The organism is Sorangium sp. So ce327, assembly GCF_051530205.1.
In the GTDB taxonomy this organism is placed as follows: Bacteria; Myxococcota_A; Polyangia; order Polyangiales; family Polyangiaceae; genus Sorangium; species Sorangium cellulosum_B.
On the sequence record NZ_CP150330.1, the window covers coordinates 12795011 to 12817102 of the forward strand.

A 22092-nucleotide genomic window follows, 5' to 3' on the forward strand; every position below is an offset into this window, starting at 1 on the left:
TGAGCTCCTTCGTTTGCGGCCCGTCTGCCGGTGACGGGCGCGCCTTCGTGCCGGCCAAGGTGGGGGCCTGCGACCCGGGCCGTCGCGCACGATCGGACGCCCGGAGAGCACATTCGGACGGCGGTGAGCGCGGAGCCGCCCCGTGGCGCGCCGCTCGGCGGCGGTGGATACTGGCGGGGATGCAGGTCATCGGACAGACCCGAGCCCCCCTCCGACTGGAGCCGTCCACGGGCGCGCCGCGCCCGTACGTCGGGGTCCATGTCGGCGTTCACTCGACCCAGCCTGGCGTGATCGCGCTCGAGGCCTCGCAGGATCATCGGGTGAAGATCCATGCGGGCGCGCCGGTACGCGGGGCCTGCCGCGCCGATCGGTTCGTCTACACGCGCGGCGACGTGGACCTGATCCCCGCCGGAGCCTCGGACGTCTGGCAGGAGGACGACGCGGGCACCTCGCTCATCCTGGCGCTGTCCCCTTCGCTGCTGCGCCGGGTCGCAGCGGACATGGGGCTCGACCCCGACAAAGCCGGCCTGGAGCCGCGCCACCAGATCAAGGACCCGCAGATCGAGCACATCGCCTGGGCGCTCGACGCCGAGCGCAGGGCCGGCGATCCGACCGGGCTTCTCTACAGGGAGAGCCTTGGCGTCGCGCTCGCCGCGCACCTGCTCGGCCGTTACAAGGCGCCGGGCCGCCTGCGGCGAGGGCTGTCTGCGCCGCAGCTGCGGCGCGTGACGGCGTACATCGAGGAGCACCTCGATCACGACCTGTCGCTCGATCGGCTGGCCGGCGTCGCCGGGGTCAGCGCGTCCCACCTCAAGACGCTGTTCAAGCGGTCGACCGGCGTGCCGGTGCACGAGTACGTGATCCAGCGCCGGGTGGAGCGCGCGAAGGCGCTGCTCCTGCGCGGCGACCTGCCCGCCAGCCAGGTGGCGATCGAGGCCGGGTTCTCGCACCAGAGCCACATGGCGAGGTGCATGCGCCGCGTCCTCGGCGTGACGCCGGCAAAGGTGGCAGCCAGCGCGCGCTGACGTGGGGATGCAGTGGTACCAGTACAGCCCTTGGCGATAGAGAGAGCGCCTTCGCCTCTCGCGGGGCGGCTCCGTGCGCTGTTCGTGCGTGACGCCGCGCTCAGCCTTGTGGACCGCGCTTGACGCCGACGGCGTCGAGCGCGCAGAGCTCGTCTCCGCCGAAGACGTTGGAGCGCGTGAGGAAGCGCATCCCCTCCGGCGACTCGATCGAGAAGCCGGCACCACGGCCCGGGACGGCGTCGATCACGAGCTGCGTGTGTCTCCACAGCTCGAACTGCGCGCCGCCGATGTACACGGGGCAGCCCTCGATCTCGCCGAGCAGCACGTCCCGCTCGCCGACCTTGAACTCGCCACGCGGATAGCACATCGGGGCGCTGCCGTCGCAGCAGCCCCCCGACTGGTGGAACATCAGCGGGCCGTGGCGCGCGGCGAGCCGCCGGATGAGGGCGGCGGCCGCCTCCGTGGCCACGACGCGCGGCGGGGCCGGAGCTCCCATCAGAAGAACCCCAGCGCCTTCGGGCTGTAGCTGACGAGCAGGTTCTTCGTCTGCTGGTAATGCGAGAGCATCATCTTGTGCGTCTCGCGCCCGATGCCCGACTGCTTGTACCCGCCGAACGCCGCGTGGGCCGGATAGAGATGGTAGCAGTTGGTCCACACGCGGCCCGCCTGGATCGCGCGGCCCATGCGATACGCCCGGTTGATGTCGCGGGTCCACACGCCCGCGCCGAGGCCGTACAGCGTGTCGTTCGCGATCGACAGCGCCTCCTCCTCGTCCTTGAACTTCGTCACGCTCACGACCGGACCGAAGATCTCCTCCTGGAAGACGCGCATCCGGTTCGTGCCCTCGAAGATCGTCGGCGCGACGTAATACCCATGGTCGAGATCGCCGCCGAGCCGGACGCGCTCGCCGCCGATCAGACACTTCGCGCCTTCCTTCTTGCCGATGTCGATGTAGGAAAGGATCTTCTCGAGCTGATCATTCGAGGCCTGCGCGCCGATCATCGTCGCCGGATCGAGCGGGTCGCCCTGCTTGATCCTCCTCGTCCGCTCCACGGCGCGCTCGAGGAACTGGCCGTAGATCTTCTCGCTCACGAGCGCCCGCGAGGGGCATGTGCAGACCTCGCCCTGGTTCAGGGCGAACATGGCGAACCCTTCGAGCGCCTTGTCGGCGAAATCGTCGTTCTCCGCGAAGACGTCCTCGAAGAAGACGTTCGGCGACTTGCCGCCGAGCTCCAGCGTGACCGGGATCAGGTTCTCGGAGGCATATTGCATGATGAGCCGGCCCGTCGTGGTCTCGCCGGTGAAGGCGACCTTCGCGACGCGCGGGCTCGACGCGAGGGGTTTGCCGGCCTCGAAGCCGAAGCCGTTCACGATGTTCACCACGCCCGGCGGGAGGAGATCGCCGACGAGCTCGGCCCAGAGCAGGATCGTGGCCGGCGTCTGCTCGGCGGGCTTGAGGACCACACAGTTGCCGGCGGCGAGCGCGGGCGCGAGCTTCCATGCGGCCATGAGCAGCGGGAAGTTCCAGGGGATGATCTGCCCGACGACGCCGAGCGGCTCGGAGAAATGGTAGGCGACGGTGGTGTCGTCGAGCTGGCCGAGCGTGCCCTCGGCGCCACGGATGCAGCTCGCGAAATAGCGGAAATGATCGATGGCGAGCGGCAGGTCGGCGGCGAGCGTCTCGCGCACGGGTTTGCCGTTCTCCCAGGTCTCGGCGACCGCGAGCTTCTCGAGGTTCTGCTCCATCCGGTCGGCGATCTTGTTCAGGATGCTCGCGCGCTCGGCCGGCGAGGTTCGACCCCAGGCGGCGCGCGCGGCGTGCGCGGCGTCGAGCGCCTTGTCGATGTCCTCGGCGAAGGAGCGCGGGATCTCGCAGAAGGGCCGGCCGGTCACGGGGGAGATGTCCTCGAAATGCTCCCCCCTCACCGGGGCGACCCACTCACCGCCGATGTAGTTGCCATAGCGCGACTTGAACGAGACCTTGGAGCCCTCCTGGTTGGGCGGCACGTAGACCATGACGATTCCCTCCTCGCGTCGTTCTCGCCCCCCCGACGTGTCCCCCCGCGGGCCGCCTCGGAGGCGAGCGAGGAGCAAACTCGATGGGATACTCCCTGTCAAGGACGGCCCCTGCGGTGGAGCCTCGGGGGTGTCGGAGCTTCTGTCCAGGGACCGATCCTCGACGAGGCGCGCAAGAGCCGTCTCGACCTGTACCAGCGCGCCGAGCGGACGAAGACCGTCGCGATCCTCCGCGAGCTGAGCTCGAGCCGGACCATCTCGGCGTTCCCGGTCGATGCCTATCGCGACGGCGGGAGGTCGGGCCGGAGAGCGAGCCGCGATGACGCCAAGGGCGAGAAGAAACCAGCAAAATAAACAGGAGAGGAAATGCGGGGACAGCCCCGAGCAGCGCCGGCGCCGCGATCCGCCCTCAGGGGCAGCCGTTGGCCGCGCCCGGGGTCGCCGGCGTGGGCGCGATGAACGCGCCCGTCCCGTCGGGGCAGCGGCTCGCCGTATCGACGTGGCCTGTCCAGCTGTGCTCGTCGATGACGACGCCGCCAGGCGTGTACAGGATGGCCGAGTCCCCTGAGCCGAGCCCGAAGGTGAGCCTGAGCGGCTCCCCGCTGCTCTCTCCGCGGATCAGCAGGTATCCCCCCGCAGGCACCACCGTGCCCGCGGGCAGCACGAGCTCGTGCGATGGATCGCTGTCCGTGAGCCGATAGCCGCCGACATCGACGTTCGATGCGCCACGGTTGTAGAGCTCGACGAAGTCGTCGCCGGCCGAGCGCACCTCGTTGATGACCAGGGTCTCTCCACCTGGATCGCCCGGCTCCTCGGGATCACCTGGCTCCTCCGGCTCCCCGTCTCCGCCCTGGATGCCCAGCATCGATGCGTCGAGCCGGACGAAGAAGCTCATCGCCTCGCCGCCGTCGTTGTCGTTCGTGACCCACAGTCCGCCGGCGCCGAGCGCGAGCCCCTCGATCTTCTCCTGATCGAAGCGGAACGGGTGCTGCAGCAGATCGCAGGCGAGCGCCTTGTCCACCGGATCCGCGATGTCGTTCGGTGTGCCGCTCGACAGCGCGAAGGTGCGGATCGTCTTGTTCCCCGCCTCGCCTGCCCAGCCCTGGTCGCGCTCGACGACCGCGAACGTGTCGGCGCCCACGTGAATGAGCTCGCTCAGGAACGTGTTGCCACGGGATCCGCCGGGGTTCGCGTCGAGCGGGTAGAAATACCAGCTCCACGCGCCTGTATCGCCGTCGTACTCGCCGATGCGGGTGTTCTGGCCCTCCGTCGTGAGCGCGCGCTGCATGGCCACATAGACCTTGAGGCCGCCTGAAGCAGACGGCGCGCCGTCGACCACGGCGATGCCCTCGAAGCCGTTGGCGCGCACCGTCGACCAGTCGATCGCGTTCGCGTCGCTGCCGCACGGAAGATCCACGATGCCTCCGTCGCCGTAGCCGGGGTCGAGCTGGCCGCGCTCGTCGAAGAAGAGGAGTCGGTTGCTGAGCTCCGAGCCGACGCAGCTCGCGCTGCCGCCGTTGCCGGCGATCCCCTCGCTGGCGAGGACATAACCCCCCTCGGGGTTCACCGAGATGCCCTCGGGATCGTAGCCCACGAGCTCGGCGCCGGCGCTGTCCTTCAGGATCAGCTCCCGGACGAGCTGCATCCGCCGCTCGCCGTGATCGGGCCAGAACGACCAGATGCGCTGGCGCGCGAAGGCGTTGTCGGGCGTCGCGAGCAAAAAGCCGGTGGCCGGCTCGTACGCGAGGGCGCCGAGCGCGCCGAAGCCCGGGCCCCCCGAGCGGGCATCGTAGACGTCGGGGCCGTGGCCGACCTCGGCCGGATCCGTGACCGAGCGATACAGCCAGATGCCGCCGCCCACGCCGTCGTCGCCCTCGCCGCTGACCGCCACGAGGTTGCGCGACGGGATCGCGACCGCGCCCTCGGGCCGCATCGGGGCGCCGAGCAGCTGCTTCAGCACCGGCGCCGCGGGGGCGCTCACGTCGACGACGAGCAGCGTCGCGTTGCGCTCGCCCAGCAAGAAGGCGTGATCGGTGCCGCCGAACACCCCGGTCGCGCAGCCCTCGAGCTCGATGCCCCGGTCGCCCGAGCGCCCTTCCGGGTAGGCGCCGGCGCGCGCCGCGAGCCGCTCGACGGCGTCGCCGCTGTCATGGACGCGGGCGCCGTCGAGGTCGAAGACCGAGAATCCCCGGCCGCCCGACCACAGGCCGGCGGCTGTCGCCTCGTTCGGTGTGTCTCCCTCGTTGGCCGTCACGAAGTGCCGGCCATCCGCGAGCAGACACACCGAGTCCGGCTCGAGCAGCCCGGTGAAGCCCGAGCTCGCGAGCTCGATCTCACCGTTCGACGCGAGATCGGCGCGAGCGTGCGTGGACGTGCCGGCCTCGATATAACGGGTGACCGTCGCGGAGGCGATGTCGATGACCGCGATGAGGTTGTTCTCCTGCAGCGACACGATCGCGGTCCTGCCGTCTCTGGTGATGTCGACGTACTCCGGCTGCGGATCGCCCGGGATGTTGCCGACTCCGGGCGTGAGGGCGATCGTGGCCACGGTCGACGCCGAAGGGTCGCTCTCATCGATGGTGACGATCTGGACGCTTCCGGGGCGCGCCTGGGCGACCGCGTTGTCGTCCGCGTTCTCCTCGTCCTCGATGGCGATGACCACCCTGGCGCCGTCCGGCGTGATCTTGAGGCTGTCGGGGCCGACGCCGACCGCCACGGAGCCGGCGATCGCCCGGGTCGCGAGATCGATGAACACCAGGGCTCCGGGATCGGCGTTGTGGATCGGATCCGTGGTGTCCTTCACCGCCGCGATCGCATACCGGCCATCCGGCGTGATCGCGACCGCGGTGGCTTCGCCGTTGCCGTTGCTCACGGTGCCGGCGATGTCGACCGTGCCGAGGAGCGCAGGGCTGCTCGGGTCCGAGATATCCACGAACCCCACGGTGTGGGTGACGCTGCTCGTGTAAGCCAGCACGTTGCCGTCCGGAGAGGCGGCCACGATCTCGGCGATCGGCCCGCCGGGGGTCGTGTACTTGGCCACGAGCTGGAACCCCGCGACGCCGCGCCCGCCTTCCTCGCCGTGGCAGACATAGGCGGTGTCGGAGATCTCGCCTTCATCGAGCACGCCATCGCCGTCGGCGTCGAGCCCGCTGGTCACCTTCTGCCCGCCATTCGCGCAGTTCGGTCCGCTCGGCTCGGGTGTGATGTCGATGAGCACCTGCTGGGCGTCGGCGCCGTCAGCGCCGTCAGCGCCGTCCTCGCCGTCCTCGCCGTTGGCACCCTTGGCGCCGTCGTCGCCGGGCTCACCCTCGGGGCCATCCGCTCCCGCCTTGCCGTCGAGCCCGTTGCACACGTAGGTGGTCGCCTCGACCTCTCCCTCCTCGATCTGGCCGTTCTCGTTGAGGTCGCGTCCGGAGTCGACCCGGGTGCCGCCGTTCTCGCAGCGGTCGCCGGCCGGCTCGTCGCTGAAGGCCAGGATGGCGCCGCCCCTCCGGCTGCCGCCCGGTACCTCGCCTCCATCGTCGGAACACCCCGAAAGCACCAGCGCCGCGGCGCCGAGGCCGATCCAGGTGAGACTGCGCAGCATCACGTCACGTCCTCCTTGCTGAAGCCGCCCACAGTGCCCGAGGCGATCGCCGGCGACGCGACAGCTGCTTGAAAATTTTATTGCAAATCCGTGTACTTCGCTGCTCCCGACCGGGCGCGACCGCCGGTGCCTCAGCCAGTGGCGCTGTGGCAAACTGCCCCGCTGCACGGGGCCTTGCGGCATGAACTCCGGCGGCCCGCGAGTGCTAGAGTTGCCGTCATCCATGCTCGACAAGCTCGACATCGCCCGCGCCCTCCGCGAGACGGGCACGCTCCTCCAGATCAAGGGGGAGAACCCGTTCAGAGCGCGCGCTTACGAGACAGGGGCCGAGGCGCTGGAGCAGCTCACGGACGACCTCGGCGGGCTCGTCAGGAGCAAGAAGCTCACCGGCATCAAGGGCATCGGCCCGGCGCTCGCCGCCCAGATCGCCGAGCTCTACCAGACGGGGCGCTCCGGGCAGCTCGAGGAGCTCCGCGCCGAGCTGCCCAGCGGCGTGCTGGAGCTCGCCCAGGTGCCGGGCATGAGCCTCAAGCGAATGAAGGCGCTCCACGAGGCGCTCGGCATCGGCAGCGTGGAAGAGCTGAAGCGGGCCTGTCTCGCCGGGAAGGTCCGGGCGGTGAAGGGCTTCGGGGCGAAGACCGAGGCGAGCCTTCTCGAGGGGATCGCCCTCCACGAGGCGCGCGACGAGCGCGTCCTGCTCGTCGACGCGCTCGAGGTGGCCGAGCCGCTCCTCGCCCACGTGCGCGGCTGCGAGGCGACCGAGCAGGCCGATCTCGCGGGCTCGATCCGGCGCTGGGAAGAGACGGTGACGGGCATCGACCTCGTGGCCGCGGCGGACGACGCCGCGCAGGTGATCGACTGCTTCGTCCGGTCCCCGCGGGTCGCCGAGGTCGAGGAGCGCGGCGACGCGCGTTGCAGGGTGAGGCTCTCGGGCGGCCTGCGCGGCGAGCTCCTCTGCGTGCCGCCCCGGGACTACGCGGCCGCGCTTCACCACCGGACGGGGGCGCCCGAGTACCTCTCGGCGCTCGGCGCGCTCGCGCGCGAGCTGGGGCTCACGCTCGACGAGAGAGGGCTCTCGCGGGGCAAGAAGCGCCTCTCCGTGAAGACGGAAGAGGACCTCTACGGGCACATCGGCGTCCCGTACATCGCGCCCGAGCTCCGCGAGAGCGCGGAGGACATCGTCGCTGCCGTCGAGCGCGCCGCGCGGGCGGGCCGCGAGGGCGAGCTCGTCGAGGAGGGCGATATCCAGGGGATGGTGCACTGCCACACGGTGTACTCGGACGGCAAGAACACGATCGAGGAGATGGCCCTCGAGGCCGACGCGATGGGGATGAAATACCTCACCATCACCGATCACTCGCCCGCCGCCCATTACGCGAACGGCGTCGGCCTCGACAGGCTGAAGCATCAGTGGGACGAGATCGCCCGCGTCCAGGAGCGCGTGAGCGTGAAGCTGCTCCGAGGCACCGAGTCGGATATCCTCGAATCGGGGAAGCTCGATTATCCGGACGCGATCCTGGAGCAGCTCGACGTGGTCATCGCGAGCATCCACTCGCGCATGAAGATGGACGCGGACCAGATGACGCGCAGGCTCGTCAGCGCCATGCGGCTGCCTGTCTTCAAGATCTGGGGGCACGCGCTCGGCCGGCTCATCCAGCGGCGCGAGCCGTTCGCGTGCCGCGTCGAGGAGGTGCTCGACGCCGTGGCCGAGTCGAGGGCCGCCATCGAGGTGAACGGGGACCCGTACCGCCTCGACATGGAGCCCCGGTGGATCAAGGAGGCGCGCAAGCGCGGTATCCGCTTCGTCATCTCGACGGACGCACACTCGACGAGCGCGCTCCACAACCTGCGGTTCGGCGTGGGGACCGCGCGGCGAGGCGGCCTCCGCCGGGGTGAGGTGCTGAACGCGCGCAGCCTGGCGGCGTTCCAGAAGGCGGTGCGGCCCGCCGCCTGACGCCCTCTACGGCGCCGAGCCGCCGGCGTCGGCCTCCCGGATCGACCTCGGCTGGGCGCCGTCCACGTCGGTGAAGCCGTATTCCCTCGCCAGCTCGGCCGCGATCAGGACCGCTCCGCTCTTCTGCATCACGCCCGGATCGGCGGCCAGGGCGGCGACGGCCCTGCCGATGAAGGTGGGGCTCTCGCTGTTCTTGAGCTGCTCGCCGAAGAAGGACGCGTGCTTCATCACGCCCTCTGTCCGCACGAGGCCCGGGTACAGGCTCACGGCCGCGACGCCGTGCGGCCTGAGCTCGTGCGCCATCGCCCTGGCCATGCGGTCACAGGCGGCCTTGGCCGCGCCGTAGGCCACGCCCATGTCGTCCTTCTCGGCGGCGATGAACGAGATGTTCACGATGAGCCCGCTGCCCCGCGCGATCATGAGCGGAGCCGAGAGGGCGCTCGCGACGTAGTGGGCCCGCACGCCCGCGGAGAACATCTTGTCCCACCGGGAGAACGGCGCAGCCCAGAACCCGGCTTCCGTCCAGAACTCGGTGCCATCATGGAAGTGCTCGTATCCACCCCAGACGTTGTTGACGAGCACGTCGAGCCGCCCGTGCTGCTCGGCGCGGATCCGCTCGATGACGGCCCGGGTCTGCTCGTCGTCCCGGTGGTCGCAGCGGACGGCGATCCCGCGCCCGCCGAGCCGCGTCACCTCGTCGGCCGTGCCATCGATGGTGCCGGGCAGCGGGATGGCCGCTTCGCCCTCCGCGACCGTCCGCCCGGTCACGTACACCGTGGCCCCTGCCTCGCCGAGCCCGAGCGCGACTCCCTTGCCGACGCCGCGGCTGGCCCCCGTGACGAGCGCCACGGCCCCTGTGAGCGGTCGAGACATGAGAAACCCTCTTTACTTTATCTGGCGCGCCCCCTCGCGCGCTCCGCAAGGAGCAGTCCATCCTAGCGGACGTTGTTCCGTTTTCCAAGGCTGCCCTCGTCGACGCGCGTCATGCGCGGTCGAACACCTCGACAGACGGTGCGCGTCGTGTGACCGTTGAGCTGTCATGCCAATGCCCCTGCCGATCCCCGCGCCCGCAGAGAACATCGTCGCTCTCATCGGGCACACCCCGATGATCCAGGTGACTCAGCTCGACGCCGGCCCGTGCGAGCTCTTCCTCAAGATGGAGAGCCAGAACCCGGGCGGCAGCATCAAGGATCGCATCGGCCTGTCGATGATCGAGGCGGCCGAGCGCGCCGGCCAGCTCGGGGGCGAGCGGCGCCACGTGGTCGAGGCGACCGCGGGCAACACCGGGCTCGGCCTGGCGCTCGTCGCGGCGCAGAAGGGCTACCGGCTCACGCTCGTGATCCCGGACAAGATGAGCCAGGAGAAGGTGTTCCACCTGAAGGCGCTCGGCGCGCAGGTGGTGATGACGCGCTCCGACGTCGAGAAGGGCCACCCGAGCTATTACCAGGACCTGGCCGCCCGCATCGCGCGCGAGGAGGGCGCGTTTTACGTGAACCAGTTCGAGAACCCGGCGAACGCGCTCGCCCACGAGACCGGGACGGGCCCCGAGATCGACGCGCAGCTCGATCGAAGGATCGACGCGATGGTGTGCGGCGTCGGCTCCGGCGGCACCATGACAGGGCTCTCGCGCTACTTCGCCAGGGCGCAGCCGCGCTGCGAGATGGTGCTCGCCGATCCGGAGGGCTCGGTGCTGGCGGGCTACGTCAAGACCGGCAAGCTCGGCAAGGCGGGCTCATGGCTCGTGGAGGGCATCGGGGAGGACTTCCTCCCTCCCATCCTCGACCTCTCCCATGTCAAGCGCGCTTACACGATCTCCGACCGGGAGAGCCTGGAGACGGCGCGGCTGCTGCTCTCCAGGACGGGCATCCTCGCCGGCTCGTCGTCCGGGACGCTGCTCGCGGCGGCCCTGCGGTATTGCCGCGAGCAGTCGTCGCCGAAGCGCGTCTGTACCCTCGTCTGCGACAGCGGCAACAAGTACCTGTCGAAGATGTACAACGATTTCTGGATGGCCGATCAGGGCTTCACCGACCGCGCGCCGACAGGGGATCTGCGCGACGTGATCACGCGCCGCCACGCCGACAGGGCGGTGGTCACGGTGCAGCGGTCGGACGCGCTCCTCGTGGCCTATGCGAGGATGAAGCTCTACGACGTGTCGCAGCTGCCCGTCCTGGAGGACGGCAAGATCATCGGCATCCTGGACGAGTCCGACCTCCTCCTCGCGGCCGTCGACGACGTGACGCGCTTCCGCCAGTCGGTCGAGGCCGCGATGACGACGCGGCTCCGGACGGTCGACGTGCGGACGCCGATCCGGGAGCTCCTTCCGATGTTCGACGCGGGGCTCGTGCCGATCGTGACCGATGGTGACGAGTTCGTCGGGCTGGTCACCCGCATCGACCTGATCAACTACCTGCGACGCCGGGTGAAGCTGCACGAGGTGTGAGCCGGCCCGGCGCGAGGGCCCGGCCTCCACCTTGTGGCGGCAGCGGGCTTGTGGTGACATGTGCGCCATGCAAAAGGCGCAGAGGACCGGCGTGGTCAGCTTCTTTCATGCGGGCGTCAGGGGGGCCGCGGCGTACGCGCTGTGCTCGGCGGCGTTCGCCCTCTCGGCGTGCGCGCCCGCTGCGGCGTCGCCGCCCGCCGCGGCGCCGCCGTCCGCGCCGCCGTCCGCGCCCGCGGTCCTCGACATCGCCGCGGCGCGGGTGGTCGATCTGACGCACCCGATCACGCCGGAGATGCCGCTGTATCCTGGCAGCAAGCCGTATGCATCGGAGACGGTCCGCACCGTCGAGAAGGACTCGTACTACCTCAACCGGTTCTCGATGGACGAGCACGCGGGCACGCACGTGGACGCGCCGGCGCACTTCAAGGCCGGAACGCCGACGGTCGAGCAGATCGCGCCGGAGCAGCTCGTGGGGCCGGCGGCGGTCGTGGACGTGACGGCGAAGGTCGCGGCGAGCCCCGACCACCAGGTCACCGTGGACGATCTCCGGGGCTGGGAGGCGCGGCACGGGGCGCTCGGCGCGAGGCACATCGTGCTGATCCGGACGGGGTGGGGGGCCCGCTGGTCCGAGCCGGCGAAGTTCCTGAACCAGGACGCGAAGGGCGTGATGCACTTTCCCGGGGTCTCCGTGGAGGCGAGCCGCTACCTGAGCGAGCGCGGCGTGCGGTGCGTGGGCATCGACACGCTGTCGACCGATCCGGGGCCGAGCCAGACGTTCGATCAGCACAAGGCGTTCCTCGGCGCGGGCGGCTACCACATCGAGAACCTGGCCAACCTGGAGCAGCTCCCCGAGGCCGGGGCGGTCGTGGTTGTGGCGCCGCTCCCGCTCTCGCGCGGCAGCGGCGCGCCCGCCCGGGTGCTGGCGCTGGTGCCGGCCGCCGGCAAGCCGTCGAGGTAGCGCGATGCTGGAGCCGCGGCGCGCTAGCGAAGAAAGACGGTGATCACACGGGAGGTCGACTCCTGGCTGCCGGTGAGGTTGTTGACGCAGCTCGGGTAGTACATGCCGTTCGTGTTGAGCGCCTCGCAGTAGGAGGCGCACGACCCGCGGATGCTGATCATCCCGCATTGCTGGACGGCCCCGCCGCTAGTGAGGTGACCGGCGGCGCACTCCCGCATAAGCGACCGTACATAGCTTCGATTGGCCTCGTCGTTGCAGGCGTTCAGGTAAGGAGAGGGGACAAACAGATTGCCCCAGAAGGCGCCTTCCAGACGCGTGTAGGCCGTGAGCTCGGGGGTACCGGCCTTGTCGAGGGCCGAGGGAGTGCCCCGCGAGGAGATCGTCACGGAGACGCCGTACCAGTTCGTCCGCGACGCGAGGCACGCCGAGATCCACTGCTGGTTGTATAGGTCGAGCGCCTTGGTGCTCCAGTCCGGAACGAGGCAGATGATTCCCCAGTATACCTCGTTGTGCACCTTGCCCGAGCCATCGAGCCACGAGAAGCTGAACGACTGCGACGGGAGGAACGCACAGCCGACCACATAGTTGAGGAGCTGGCGCGAGAGATCACCCGCCGCCCCCGGATCCCGGATCGCGCTCAGGGCCGCCGAGCTCAATGCATTGGCGCTGAGGGCGTTGGCGCTGCGGGCGTTGGGGTTGAGGGCATTGGGGTTGAGGGCGTTGACGAACTCGAGGGCGCTAGGGGCAACTCCTACGGAGCCCTCCTCCTCTTCCTGCGCTGAGATGCAGCCCACCAAAAGCGCGAGCGAAAGCGCTACGAAACCAGCGAGGCTGATCCGGGTACATCGTCGTTCCCCCCCGGGGTTCGTCCCTTCGTGCCCTCGTCGAAGGTCGAATTAAGGTGTAACGATGACTAGCCATCATGTCCAGTGCTCAACAGGCGATTTCTGAAGAATTCTCAAGTCGTTGGGGTCAGGGCTGCTCTGTCCACGGCGTGCAGGATGAGCGCATGGCCGCGTGTCGCGTTCGTCGCGCTCCGTCTGAGACCCAGTGAGGAGCGGTGGATGATCGAAATCTCACACGGCATGAAGGCTCGACAGAACGACGGCGAGCGGCCTGTGTGTCGTTTCAATTTGCAGTGTGGCGATGGTGGCGTGCTCGGAGCCGGGGGCAATGGCGTGGGGCACACCGATGACAACCGCGTCGCCGAGCGCTTCGAACGGCGTTGTCAGGGGAGGGCGTGCACGGGGGGGGCCGAGCGGGCGGTGGTCGAGCTGCTCGGGTCTGCGGCCGGGATCACCCGGGGCCGATCTCGCCCTCGCCGCGCGGGCCCTGCGCCGGAGGCGGCGAGGTTGGTTCCGGGGAAGGCTGCGCGCCCTGCGCCAGCGGCGCGGAGGCCGAGGCCGTCGTGGTGGTCGCGCCGCTCGCGCGCGGCAGCGGCGCGACCGTCCGGGTGCTGGCGCTGGTGCCGGCCTCCGGCGAGCCGGCGAGATAGCACGGCACCAGCACCGTTGCGTCAGCGCGGAGGACGTGGCCGAGTTCATCCGAGCATGCGCAGGTCGACATCAACGCACTTACATGGACGTCCAATCCGGAACGGAAGTTGACGGCCGCTGCTTGCGACAGCCTGCAGCACTGCTGGCTGTCCCCAGCAACCGACCCCCCTTCGCGCTTGTGACACCCGGTCGATTCGCACCTTCAGAACCGTTGATTCCACGCTGAAGACGCGCGGGCCTGCAGTGCGTTCCCCGCGGGCCAGGCGCGCAGCGCCGACGGCACGCAGCCTGCTTGGAGGTCAGGACAGCAGGCGCGCAGCGCGGAACCTGATTCCTTTCGGCGCCGGCCGGCGACCACCTCCGCAAATCGCCTCGTGATCACGTCGTGGTCGCGTCGCGGGGAGGTCGTCGGCTCGTCCGAACGACATGGCCCAGCGGCGCGGAGCGTACACCGCAAACACAGGAGTGAGCATGAGAACCATCTCTTCGAAGTGCAGCGTGTTGGCCCTGGTGATTGGCGTCTCGATGGCCCTGGGATGCTCCTCCGGCTCCGGTGGCTCGTCCTCGGACGGCGATCCGCAGACCGGAGACGGCGCGCTCGCGATCGTCAACGGACACGTGACCGACGAGGGCGCCGGGTCTCACGACCACAGCCTCGCCGGCGAGAGCACCATCGCGAGCACGAAGACGGTCCGCGTCTCTCATCTGCTCGAGAGCGGAGCGCTCGAGTCGCTGGCAGAGACCACGATCGACGCGGCGGGGGCCTTCTCCGCGGAGGTCCCGGTGGACGCAAAGCCGCTCATCGTGCAGGCCCTCGACGGCTCGGGCCAGGTGATCGGCTCCGCGTTCCTCGATGCGGCAGGGAGCGCCGCGGGCGAGATCGCCGTCGCGGCGCCGATCTCGACCGAGAGCTCGGTCGAGGCGCTCGTGCTCATCGATCTCGCGGCCAGCGTCGCGGTGGACGCCACCGTGGCGACGGACGTGCGCGCGCTCGTCGACGCGGAGCTCGCCGCCGCGGTCGCGGCCGCGGCGTCTGCCGGCGCCGAGACCAAGGCGGTCGTGAAGGCGATCGCCGGGGCGACCCTGGGAGCGCACCACGCGGAGCTGCGCGCGCTCGCAGCCGCGGGAGCGAACATCGACGCCGGCGCGCTCGCCAGCGCGGAGCTGGAGGCTGCCCGGACCCTGAACGCGGCGCTGGACAGCGAGGTTCCCGCCGGCGAGGCGACCGCTCAGTTCCTCGCGGAGGTCGACGCCGCGCTGGACGCCGCAGGAGCCGCCGCCGACGTGCGCGCCCAGGCGCAGGCCGCGGCCAGCATGACCTTCCGCGCCGCGCTCAGCGCTGCCCTCGACGCGTCCGCGGACGTAGAGGTGGTCCTCTTCGCCTGCGCCCACGCCGCCGGACAGCTGGAGGCGCGCGCGACCGCGCAGGCGACCACAGAGATCGCCAAGATGAGCGGCGCCGCGCAAGCCACCGTCGACGCGATCGCGGACGCTGGCGCCAAGCTGACGGCAGACGTGGCCGCAGCAGCCAGCGTGGACGCGATCACGACCGCGCGCGCCGACTTCATCGCGAGCCTCTCCGGCGAGGCGCAGGCCGAGGTCGACGGTGCGCTCGGCCTCTTGGTGGGCGCCACGGCCGACGCCGAGGCGGCGCTGCGGACGGTGCTCGATGCCACGGTCGACCTCAACGCGCAGCTCGACGCCGACCTGAAGGCCGCGCTCTCGGCCTACCTCGACGCCGAGGCGCACGCCGACGCGAGCGCGTCGGCCAGCCTCGACGCCGAGCTGGACGGCATCGTCGAGGCCTACGCGAAGTTCGCGGCAGGGGTCGAGGCGCTCGCGCCGACGCTCACCGCGGCGGCCGCCAGCGACGCGCAGGCGGAGGCGGTGACCCAGGTCCTCTGCTCCGCGCAGGCCATGTTCCGCACGCCGATGTGATCCGAGGTCGCCGCGGCCGGGTTCGACCGTGAACATGGGAGGGCGAACCGGGGAACTCCTCCACGCCCTCCTCCCGGTTGGATGCGGTGTCATGATCGCTTGCCGGGCCGCCCGGCACGTCGGTGCCAGGGATGGCCCACGGACGCTCAGACGTCGGTCGCCAGGACGCCATGCCGGCGAAGCAGCTCCCGCAGGTAATTGCGATCCATCCGCGCCGCTCGCGCCGCGCGCGAGACATTGCTGCCGTTGGTGCGGATCAACGCGTGGACATAAGCGCGTTCCCAGAGCGTGATGACTCGCTCTTTCGCCTCACGAAACGACAGCGACAGATCATCTTCCCTGAAGACGTTCTCGCGGGCTTCGCCTTGCGCGGCCTCGCCCTCGGTCGCCGCGCCCTCCCGCCAGAGGACCGGATCTCCAAGCAGCACGGCCCGCTCGACCGCGCCGCGCAGCTCGCGGACGTTGCCCGGCCAGTCGTGGCGCGCCATCGCTTCCACGAGCCCGAGGGGCGGTGTGGCCCCGTCGGCGAACTGCCGGTAGAAGTGCGCGACGAGCAGCGGGATGTCCTCGCGGCGCTCCCGCAGCGACGGGACGCGTATCCGGACCACGTTCAGCCGATAGAAGAGATCGGAGCGGAAGTTGCCCCGGTTCACCTCCTGGCGCAGATCGCGGTTCGTGGCGGCGATCACCCGCACGTCCAGGCGGATCGGGTCGAGGCTGCCGACCCGCCGTATCGTCCGCTCCTCGAGGGCGCGAAGCAGCTTGGGCTGCAGGTCGAGCCGGAGCTCGCCGAGCTCGTCGAGCAGCACCGTCCCCCCGCGCGCCGCCTCGAAGGCGCCCGCCCGCGCCTGCTGCGCGCCTGTGAAGGCACCCTTGGCGTGCCCGAACAGCTCGGACTCGATGAGCGTGGGTGGGATGGCGCCGCAGTCGATCACGACGAACGGCCCCGAGGAGCGGCGGCTCTGCTGATGGATGAGCTCGGCGAAGAGCCCCTTGCCGGTGCCGGTCTCCCCTTCGAGGAGCACCGTTGAGTCGGATGCCGCGACCCGTGGCAGCATGGCAAAGATACGCCGCATCGCGGTGCTCTGCCCGAGGACGCGGCCGGAGAGGTCCTCGTCGCCGAGCGGCTCGCGGATCTCGTCCGGAAGGACGTCGAAGCGGAGTGTGGACTGGCCCACGCCAATCAGCGCCCCCGGATCGAGGTACGCGGCCTCGACGCGGATCCCCGAGACCCTCGTGCCATTGGTGCTGCCGAGGTCCCGGAGCAGGAACCCCTGTGGCGTGACGGTGATGACGCAGTGGTGCCGCGACACGGCCTGGTCGGTCAGGACAAGCTGGTTGCCGCGGGCGGAGCCGATCACGAGCTCCGGCGCATCTGCCACCTGCGAGGCGCCCTGATCAGGGCCGAGCTGCACCTGGACGTGGAACCGGCTGAACGCCACCTCGCGGGGGCGCGCCTCCAGCACCGCCGTCGCGCCGACATCCTGGCAGGGGGGTCGCTCCGAGGCCATCGATCTCAGGCTACCATACGAGCGACCGGCCCGCGCTCCCGGAGCGCGTCGTCGTAAGCCGAGGCAGGCAAGCGCCGAGCCTGCCCGGCGCGTCACGGGCTGCAGGGCGCGAACGAGTCGAGAGAGATGCTGCTATGCAGGCTCGTGGTGATGGCCTCCACGTAGCGGCCGCCTCCCGGCGTGTCACACGTGGAGTGGCCGTCCGCGTCGCGAGCGCAGGCGAGGGAGCACGGGCCAAGGAGGGTGACGCCGCACGTGGGCGAGATGCCGCAGATCCGCCGGACCGAATGTCCGCTCCAGTCGACGCCGCACGCCGCCACATCCGTGTTGTCGACGCAGGCGAACGCAGCCGGGCTGTCCGGATGGAAGAGGTTGCCGAACATCGTGGCATCCGGGGTGGTGAACTCGGACGGCGCGGCCCCCGGGCGCCCGGCGAGCGCCTGGTGGCTCCCCGTCATCCGGACCTCCACTTCCATGCTGAGGCCGTTGAGCGTCTGAAGCAGGCACGCCGTCATCCACCGCTGTGTCTCGACGTCGTCGAGAGGCGACGAACTCCACCGTGGCGCGAGGCCGACCGTGCCCTCGAAGGAGATCCCCGCGGCCCCACCGCGCAGCGCCTCGCCTTCAGGGAGCGCGCAGAGGACCATGTACGAGAGGAGCCGCCGCCCCTCTGCGCTCGCGAGCAGCGGGGTGTCGGTGAGCTCGCCGCTCGATCCCTCGAGCGGCACCTCAGCCAGGGCGCGCAAGGCTTGCTGCGTCGCGGATCGCCAGAAGAAAGCAGGATCGTCTCCGTTCATGACGATGATCGCGTCCTGCTCCTCGGTGCGCGAGCTCATGCCGCTGTGCCGCTCTGCTCCACATCCGGCGATGAAGAGAGAAAACCCCGTCATGACAGCGCTGAACGCTCGTGAAATGGACATGATCCCCCCCGAGGCGCGCGCGGCGCCGACCGCATGTGCTCGGCGAGCAAGCTGTGCAAGGCGCAGGCCGGCCCTCTGCTTCAGCCGCCCGCCCCGGCAGGAGCAGGCCCTGCATGAGAAATGGCCGCGCCGCCGCGCGAAGCACGTGAGTCGTACAACACCCATGCGGCCGAGATCCGGCGGTGCCTGCATGTTGCAGCCCTCAGGTGCCGCATGGCCCAGCCAGCACCTTCTCGAGGGCGCGCGCGAGGCCGTCGAAGCGAGCCCGCCACGCCGGGTGCTCCCCCAGCATGGCCTGCGCCTTGTGTACGACCGCAGAAGCGTCGGCATCTCGCCGGTCCCGCAGGGCAAGGCGAGCCCGCCAGTACAGGATCTCCAGGAACTCATCGGCGAACAGCACGCTTCCCGCGCTGCTGGCTGCGCCCATCGCTTCATCCAACGTCTCATGGGCCACCGTCTCATGGGCCATTCCCTCCTGGGGATCGACGGCGCCCCCCGCCTCGTCGATCAGCAGCGCCTGGAGCATCCGGAAGCACGCAAACGCAGCGTGCGCCCCGGGCTCTGGCGGGCAGGCGCCCGCTACCCAGGCGATGAGCTCGCGCGCCTCGTCGTGCTGCCCTGCCGTGGCCAGGAGCCGCGCGAGCAGCAGGGAGCACTCGGGCACCGGGCGCTCGATGAACCGCCGCTCCAGGACATGGGCCCGGCGGGCGAGCACGAGCGCGTCCTCGCGCCGGTCGCTCCAGTAGAGCAGCTCGGCGACGTTGTAGGTCGCCACGCGCTCCAGCCATGGGTTGCCGATCTCGCGCGCAAGCGAGATGACGCGCCGGAGATCCGCCGTGGCCCGGGACGGCGACTTCTTCAGCGTCCAGAGCACGACGCGGTTCATGTACGCGACGCACAGGTGCGGCAGATCGTGGACCCTTGCACAGAGGTCGATCGCCTCGCGCGCGCGCTCCTCTGCCTCGCTGAACGAGCCCGCGTGCGCCAGCTCGACCGGCAGGAGCAGCAGCGCGACGATCCGGCTGTCGTGATCGCCGAGCGCCTCCGCCTCGACGGCGCCCTTCTCCAGGAGCGCGATCGCCTGCGCCACCTGCGCCGTCCGCACGCACCTGCGTCCATCGGCCACCACGAGCCGGACCGCGAGCCGCGGTGAGCCCGACCGCGCGACGAGGGGGCGCGCCTGCTCCACGCGCCGCGCCGACCCCTCGTAATCCCCGGTCCAGTCGAGCAGGATGGCCTCTTCCAGGAGGATCTCGCCGACGAGCACCTCGTCGGCGAGGCGCTCGCCTAGCTCGCGCGCCGTGGTCAGATCCTCGATGGCTTCCCGCGTCCGGTGCGCTCGGTAGCGTATCCTGCCCCGGCCCGCGAGCGCGAGCGCGCGCCGGCGCAGGTCCGCCGCAGAGATGTGCTCGAGGGCCGCACTGTAGTGCTGGTCGGCCTCGACGTGTCGGTGAGCTGAGAGCGCGATGTCCCCGAGCTTCACGTAGGCTTCCGCCGCCTCCTCGCTCGCTCCGCACGCGCTCGCGTGCCGCGCCAGCGAGGCAAGGGTCTCCGGGGTCGCATCCCCGGCGGAGACCCGCGCTCGCCAGAAGGCCAGCGCGTACCGGTGGGTGTCCCTGCGGTGCTCCGGATGGAGCGGCTCGACCACCGAGTCCCGGAAGACGCCGCTCTGGAATGCGTACCGCTCGCCTAGCGTGCGCGACGCGCGCGGCGCGCGCTCCAGGATGCCCCGCTCGACCAGCGCGCTCAGGCCGAAGCCCGCGTCTACCGGCGACCCGGCCCCACCGGCCCGATCGGCGGCGTCCTGGACCCACTCCAGCTCCGCCCTGGTGAACGAGGCCCCGAGCACCGCGCAGAGCCGCGCGCACGCCGCGAGCTCCGGCGGCAGCGCTTCGAGCCTCCGCAGGGCCAGCCACTGCCACCCAGGCGAGGGCGAAAGGCCTTCGGGCGCCGCGGTCGCCGCGTAGTAGCTGCCCGTGTTCGACCGCTGGCGCACGATCCCGGCCCGCTTCAGCTCCCGGACGATCGCCACAAGGCACGCCGGATTGCCGCCGGCCCACGCGGCGAGCCGCCTCAGCGTGTCCGCCGGCGGGTACTCCGCCGGCAGGAGAAGCTCCGCCGCGAGCCGCATCCCGGCGCCCTCGTCGAGCGGCAAAAGCGCCCTCTTTTCGAAGCGTTGCGTGCGGGTACCCCACCCGGGGCGGAGCTGCTCGAACCGCGGATGCGCGGCGACCACGACCCAGAGCGCCACGCCGGCGCCGTCGAGCGTCGCGACCTCGAGCGCATCGAGCAGCGCGTCGTCCGCCCAGTGCGCGTCGTCGAGGATCACGGCCACCGGCCCGCGGCGCGCGCGCCGGCGGAGCCCTTCCGCGATCGCCCGCAGGAGCTCGCGGTCGCGCGACGCGCTGCCGGACGGGGCGCCCCACCCGAGCGCCGACGCCACGGACGGCCACGCCGCGCGCCCGATCTCCTGGCCGAGCCGCTCCACGCAGAACGCCTCGACGTCGGCCGGCGGCCTCTCCGGCGCGCCCAGCGCGGCGCGCAGGATCTCCTCCACCTCTCGCGCGACCTCGCACGAGAGCGGCTGCGCCGCGCGCATCGAGAGCACCAGCGCCTCCGGATGGAGCGATCGCGCCACGGCAGCCGCCTCGTTCGCGAGGCGCGTCTTGCCGAGGCCGGCTTCGCCGAGCAGCGTCATCAGGCCGGGACACGTGCCGTCAAAGGCCGCGGCGGCGCTCGCTGCCAGCGCCTCGACGACCTCGCTCTGCCCGAGCAGGGGCACCTCGCCGTCGACCGCGCCCGTCGCGGTCGACGCGCCCATCGCGGCCGCGGCGCCTGTCGAGGGTGGCGTGGGTTCGGTCTCCACCAGCACGCGCTCGATCTCCGCGCTGAGCACGACCCCGGACCAGGGTTCGGGCGGCAGCCAGCCTTCCGGGCGATCGACCGCCGTGCCATAGGCGACGGGCGCGCACCTGCCCTTCCGGCGCACGCTGACGCCCGCGAGGTGGAGCCCCGCGCGCGCGTCGCACCGGCCGGCGAGCTCCCGCGCGGCGGCGAGCGCCGCCTGCGCCGGATGCTCGATGTCGCGGCCCGAGAACAGCGCCACGAGGCGGCGTCCGCGCTGGCGGACGACGAGCCCCTTGCGGCTCGCCAGCGCGGCGACGGCCGACGGCACGGCGCCGCTGACGTCCGCGACAAGCACCACGACCGGCTCGCGCCCGTCCGCGATGAGCCGGGCGCTCCCCGCGCTCTCGGGCAGCTCGGCCGGGGCCGCGGGCGGGGCCGCCTGCACGGCGACAGCGCCGCCGGCGAGGCGAGCCCCCACGACAGCGCCGCTGGCGCGGCCAGCGCCCGCCGCGGCGAGGGCGCGTCGGAGCAGTGACACGCTCGCGGGCCGGCGGTCTGGATCCTTGGCGAGGCATGCGAGCACGACGTCCTCGATCGCGGCCGGGACGGCGGCCAGCTCGGTCGGGCGCGGCGGACGCAGCGCGAGGTGGCCGTGCTCGATGGCGCCCGCGTCGCCGACGAACGGCGGTCGCAGCGTCAGGAGCTCGAACAGGATCACGCCGAACGCGTAGATGTCGGCGCGCGCGTCGATCGCGAGGTCCCCGCGCGCTTGCTCGGGCGACATGTAGACGGGCGTCCCAACGATGGTCCCGGCGCGCGTGAGCTCGGCGCCGGTCGCCTCGGCGCCGGCGCCCCGCTTGGCGAGGCCGAAATCGAGCAGGACCACGCGCTCCTCCGCGCCGGCGCGCGCTCCGCTGCCGCTCGCTGGCACGAGGAAGACGTTCTCCGGCTTCACGTCGCGGTGGATCACCTCCCGGGCATGCGCCGCCTCGAGCGCGACGAGCAGCGCATCGGCTCGCCCGAGCGCCCAGCCCGGGTCCGGCGGCCCGGGCAGCGCCGCGAGGTCGGCCGCGAGCGTGCGCCCTCGCAGCCGCTCCATGGCGATCCACGGCCGGCCATCGTCGAGCCTCCCCTGCCCGTACAGGCGCGGCACGTGCGGGGGGCCGATCCGCTCGAGAGCGCCGGCCTCGCGCTGGAAGCGCGGCTCGCTCTGCTCCGCGTCGATCAGGCCGACCTTGACGGCGATCGGCACCTCGTCGCGCTCGCGCCAGCCTGCCCAGACGGCAGCGAAGCCGCCCAGACCGAGGAGCTCGGTCAGACGGAAGCCCTCGACGCGCGGCGCTGAGCCGCGGGCCTCTGCGGGCACAGGCCCAGGCGGCGGCCCGCCGTGCCGGGGGCACG

14 protein-coding genes are annotated in these 22092 nt (G+C 71.2%); 5 read left to right on the forward strand and 9 right to left on the reverse strand.

Annotated elements, in window-relative coordinates; translation table 11 throughout:
- The first annotated feature begins 179 nt into the window (after positions 1-179).
- Positions 180-1025 (forward strand): helix-turn-helix domain-containing protein, encoded by an 846-nt coding sequence (locus WME95_RS47875; RefSeq protein ID WP_437905840.1) that lies wholly within the window; start codon positions 180-182, stop codon positions 1023-1025.
- Between the two features lie 100 nt (positions 1026-1125).
- On the opposite strand, the gene WME95_RS47880 is transcribed toward WME95_RS47875, so the two are convergent.
- The 3 genes from WME95_RS47880 to WME95_RS47890 all read right to left on the reverse strand — a co-directional run bounded on the left by WME95_RS47880 (position 1126) and on the right by WME95_RS47890 (position 6627).
- The gene (locus WME95_RS47880) at positions 1126-1521 is read right to left on the reverse strand and encodes a DUF779 domain-containing protein (protein ID WP_437905841.1); all 396 of its coding nucleotides are present in this window, start codon (positions 1519-1521) and stop codon (positions 1126-1128) included.
- Positions 1521-3041 (reverse strand): aldehyde dehydrogenase, encoded by a 1521-nt coding sequence (gene adh, locus WME95_RS47885; protein WP_437905842.1) that lies wholly within the window; start codon positions 3039-3041, stop codon positions 1521-1523. Before adh ends, WME95_RS47880 begins: the two co-directional genes overlap by 1 nt.
- Positions 3042-3450: 409 nt before the next feature.
- Positions 3451-6627: an esterase-like activity of phytase family protein gene (locus WME95_RS47890; RefSeq protein WP_437911101.1), complete on the reverse strand. Its 3177-nt coding sequence runs from the start codon at positions 6625-6627 to the stop codon at positions 3451-3453.
- Between the two features lie 223 nt (positions 6628-6850).
- Here WME95_RS47890 and WME95_RS47895 point away from each other — a divergent pair, with 223 nt between their 5' ends.
- Positions 6851-8581 carry a helix-hairpin-helix domain-containing protein gene (locus WME95_RS47895; protein WP_437905843.1) on the forward strand — a complete coding sequence of 577 codons (1731 nt, stop codon included), beginning with the start codon at positions 6851-6853 and terminating at the stop codon, positions 8579-8581.
- Positions 8582-8587: 6 nt separating this feature from the next.
- Here the strand turns inward: WME95_RS47895 and WME95_RS47900 are convergent, their stop codons facing one another.
- A complete protein-coding gene (locus WME95_RS47900; RefSeq protein ID WP_437905844.1) occupies positions 8588-9454 on the reverse strand; it encodes an SDR family NAD(P)-dependent oxidoreductase in 867 nt (288 codons plus the stop codon).
- A 172-nt stretch (positions 9455-9626) separates the two neighbouring features.
- Here WME95_RS47900 and WME95_RS47905 point away from each other — a divergent pair, with 172 nt between their 5' ends.
- Together WME95_RS47905 and WME95_RS47910 are read left to right on the forward strand one after the other, a co-directional pair.
- On the forward strand, positions 9627-11021 hold the full coding sequence (locus tag WME95_RS47905) for a pyridoxal-phosphate dependent enzyme (protein WP_437911102.1): 1395 nt from the start codon (positions 9627-9629) through the stop codon (positions 11019-11021).
- A gap of 67 nt (positions 11022-11088) precedes the next feature.
- Entirely contained in the window at positions 11089-11979 is an 891-nt protein-coding gene (locus WME95_RS47910) for a cyclase family protein (protein ID WP_437905845.1), read from the forward strand.
- A gap of 23 nt (positions 11980-12002) precedes the next feature.
- Here the strand turns inward: WME95_RS47910 and WME95_RS47915 are convergent, their stop codons facing one another.
- Together WME95_RS47915 and WME95_RS47920 are read right to left on the reverse strand one after the other, a co-directional pair.
- Positions 12003-12773: a hypothetical protein gene (locus tag WME95_RS47915; RefSeq protein ID WP_437905846.1), complete on the reverse strand. Its 771-nt coding sequence runs from the start codon at positions 12771-12773 to the stop codon at positions 12003-12005.
- Between the two features lie 502 nt (positions 12774-13275).
- Positions 13276-13545 carry a hypothetical protein gene (locus WME95_RS47920; protein WP_437905848.1) on the reverse strand — a complete coding sequence of 90 codons (270 nt, stop codon included), beginning with the start codon at positions 13543-13545 and terminating at the stop codon, positions 13276-13278.
- 401 nt (positions 13546-13946) lie between these two features.
- On the opposite strand from WME95_RS47920, the gene WME95_RS47925 reads away from it, so the two are divergent.
- Complete coding sequence (locus tag WME95_RS47925; protein ID WP_437905849.1) at positions 13947-15413, forward strand: hypothetical protein; 1467 nt, start codon at positions 13947-13949, stop codon at positions 15411-15413.
- A 146-nt stretch (positions 15414-15559) separates the two neighbouring features.
- Here the strand turns inward: WME95_RS47925 and WME95_RS47930 are convergent, their stop codons facing one another.
- The 3 genes from WME95_RS47930 to WME95_RS47940 form a co-directional block, all read right to left on the reverse strand.
- Positions 15560-16924 (reverse strand): sigma 54-interacting transcriptional regulator, encoded by a 1365-nt coding sequence (locus WME95_RS47930; RefSeq protein ID WP_437905850.1) that lies wholly within the window; start codon positions 16922-16924, stop codon positions 15560-15562.
- Positions 16925-17016: 92 nt separating this feature from the next.
- Entirely contained in the window at positions 17017-17814 is a 798-nt protein-coding gene (locus tag WME95_RS47935) for a hypothetical protein (RefSeq protein WP_437905851.1), read from the reverse strand.
- A gap of 232 nt (positions 17815-18046) precedes the next feature.
- Complete coding sequence (locus WME95_RS47940) at positions 18047-22057, reverse strand: protein kinase domain-containing protein (protein WP_437905852.1); 4011 nt, start codon at positions 22055-22057, stop codon at positions 18047-18049.
- Positions 22058-22092: the final 35 nt, after the last annotated feature.

Coding starts and splice junctions, on each gene's coding strand:
- WME95_RS47875 (WP_437905840.1), top strand. CDS start 180: ATGCAGGTCATCGGACAGACCCGAGCCCCCCTCCGACTGGAGCCGTCC.
- WME95_RS47880 (WP_437905841.1), bottom strand. CDS start 1,521: ATGGGAGCTCCGGCCCCGCCGCGCGTCGTGGCCACGGAGGCGGCCGCC.
- adh (WP_437905842.1), bottom strand. CDS start 3,041: ATGGTCTACGTGCCGCCCAACCAGGAGGGCTCCAAGGTCTCGTTCAAG.
- WME95_RS47890 (WP_437911101.1), bottom strand. CDS start 6,627: ATGCTGCGCAGTCTCACCTGGATCGGCCTCGGCGCCGCGGCGCTGGTG.
- WME95_RS47895 (WP_437905843.1), top strand. CDS start 6,851: ATGCTCGACAAGCTCGACATCGCCCGCGCCCTCCGCGAGACGGGCACG.
- WME95_RS47900 (WP_437905844.1), bottom strand. CDS start 9,454: ATGTCTCGACCGCTCACAGGGGCCGTGGCGCTCGTCACGGGGGCCAGC.
- WME95_RS47905 (WP_437911102.1), top strand. CDS start 9,627: ATGCCCCTGCCGATCCCCGCGCCCGCAGAGAACATCGTCGCTCTCATC.
- WME95_RS47910 (WP_437905845.1), top strand. CDS start 11,089: ATGCAAAAGGCGCAGAGGACCGGCGTGGTCAGCTTCTTTCATGCGGGC.
- WME95_RS47920 (WP_437905848.1), bottom strand. CDS start 13,545: ATGTCGACCTGCGCATGCTCGGATGAACTCGGCCACGTCCTCCGCGCT.
- WME95_RS47925 (WP_437905849.1), top strand. CDS start 13,947: ATGAGAACCATCTCTTCGAAGTGCAGCGTGTTGGCCCTGGTGATTGGC.
- WME95_RS47930 (WP_437905850.1), bottom strand. CDS start 16,924: ATGGCCTCGGAGCGACCCCCCTGCCAGGATGTCGGCGCGACGGCGGTG.
- WME95_RS47935 (WP_437905851.1), bottom strand. CDS start 17,814: ATGACGGGGTTTTCTCTCTTCATCGCCGGATGTGGAGCAGAGCGGCAC.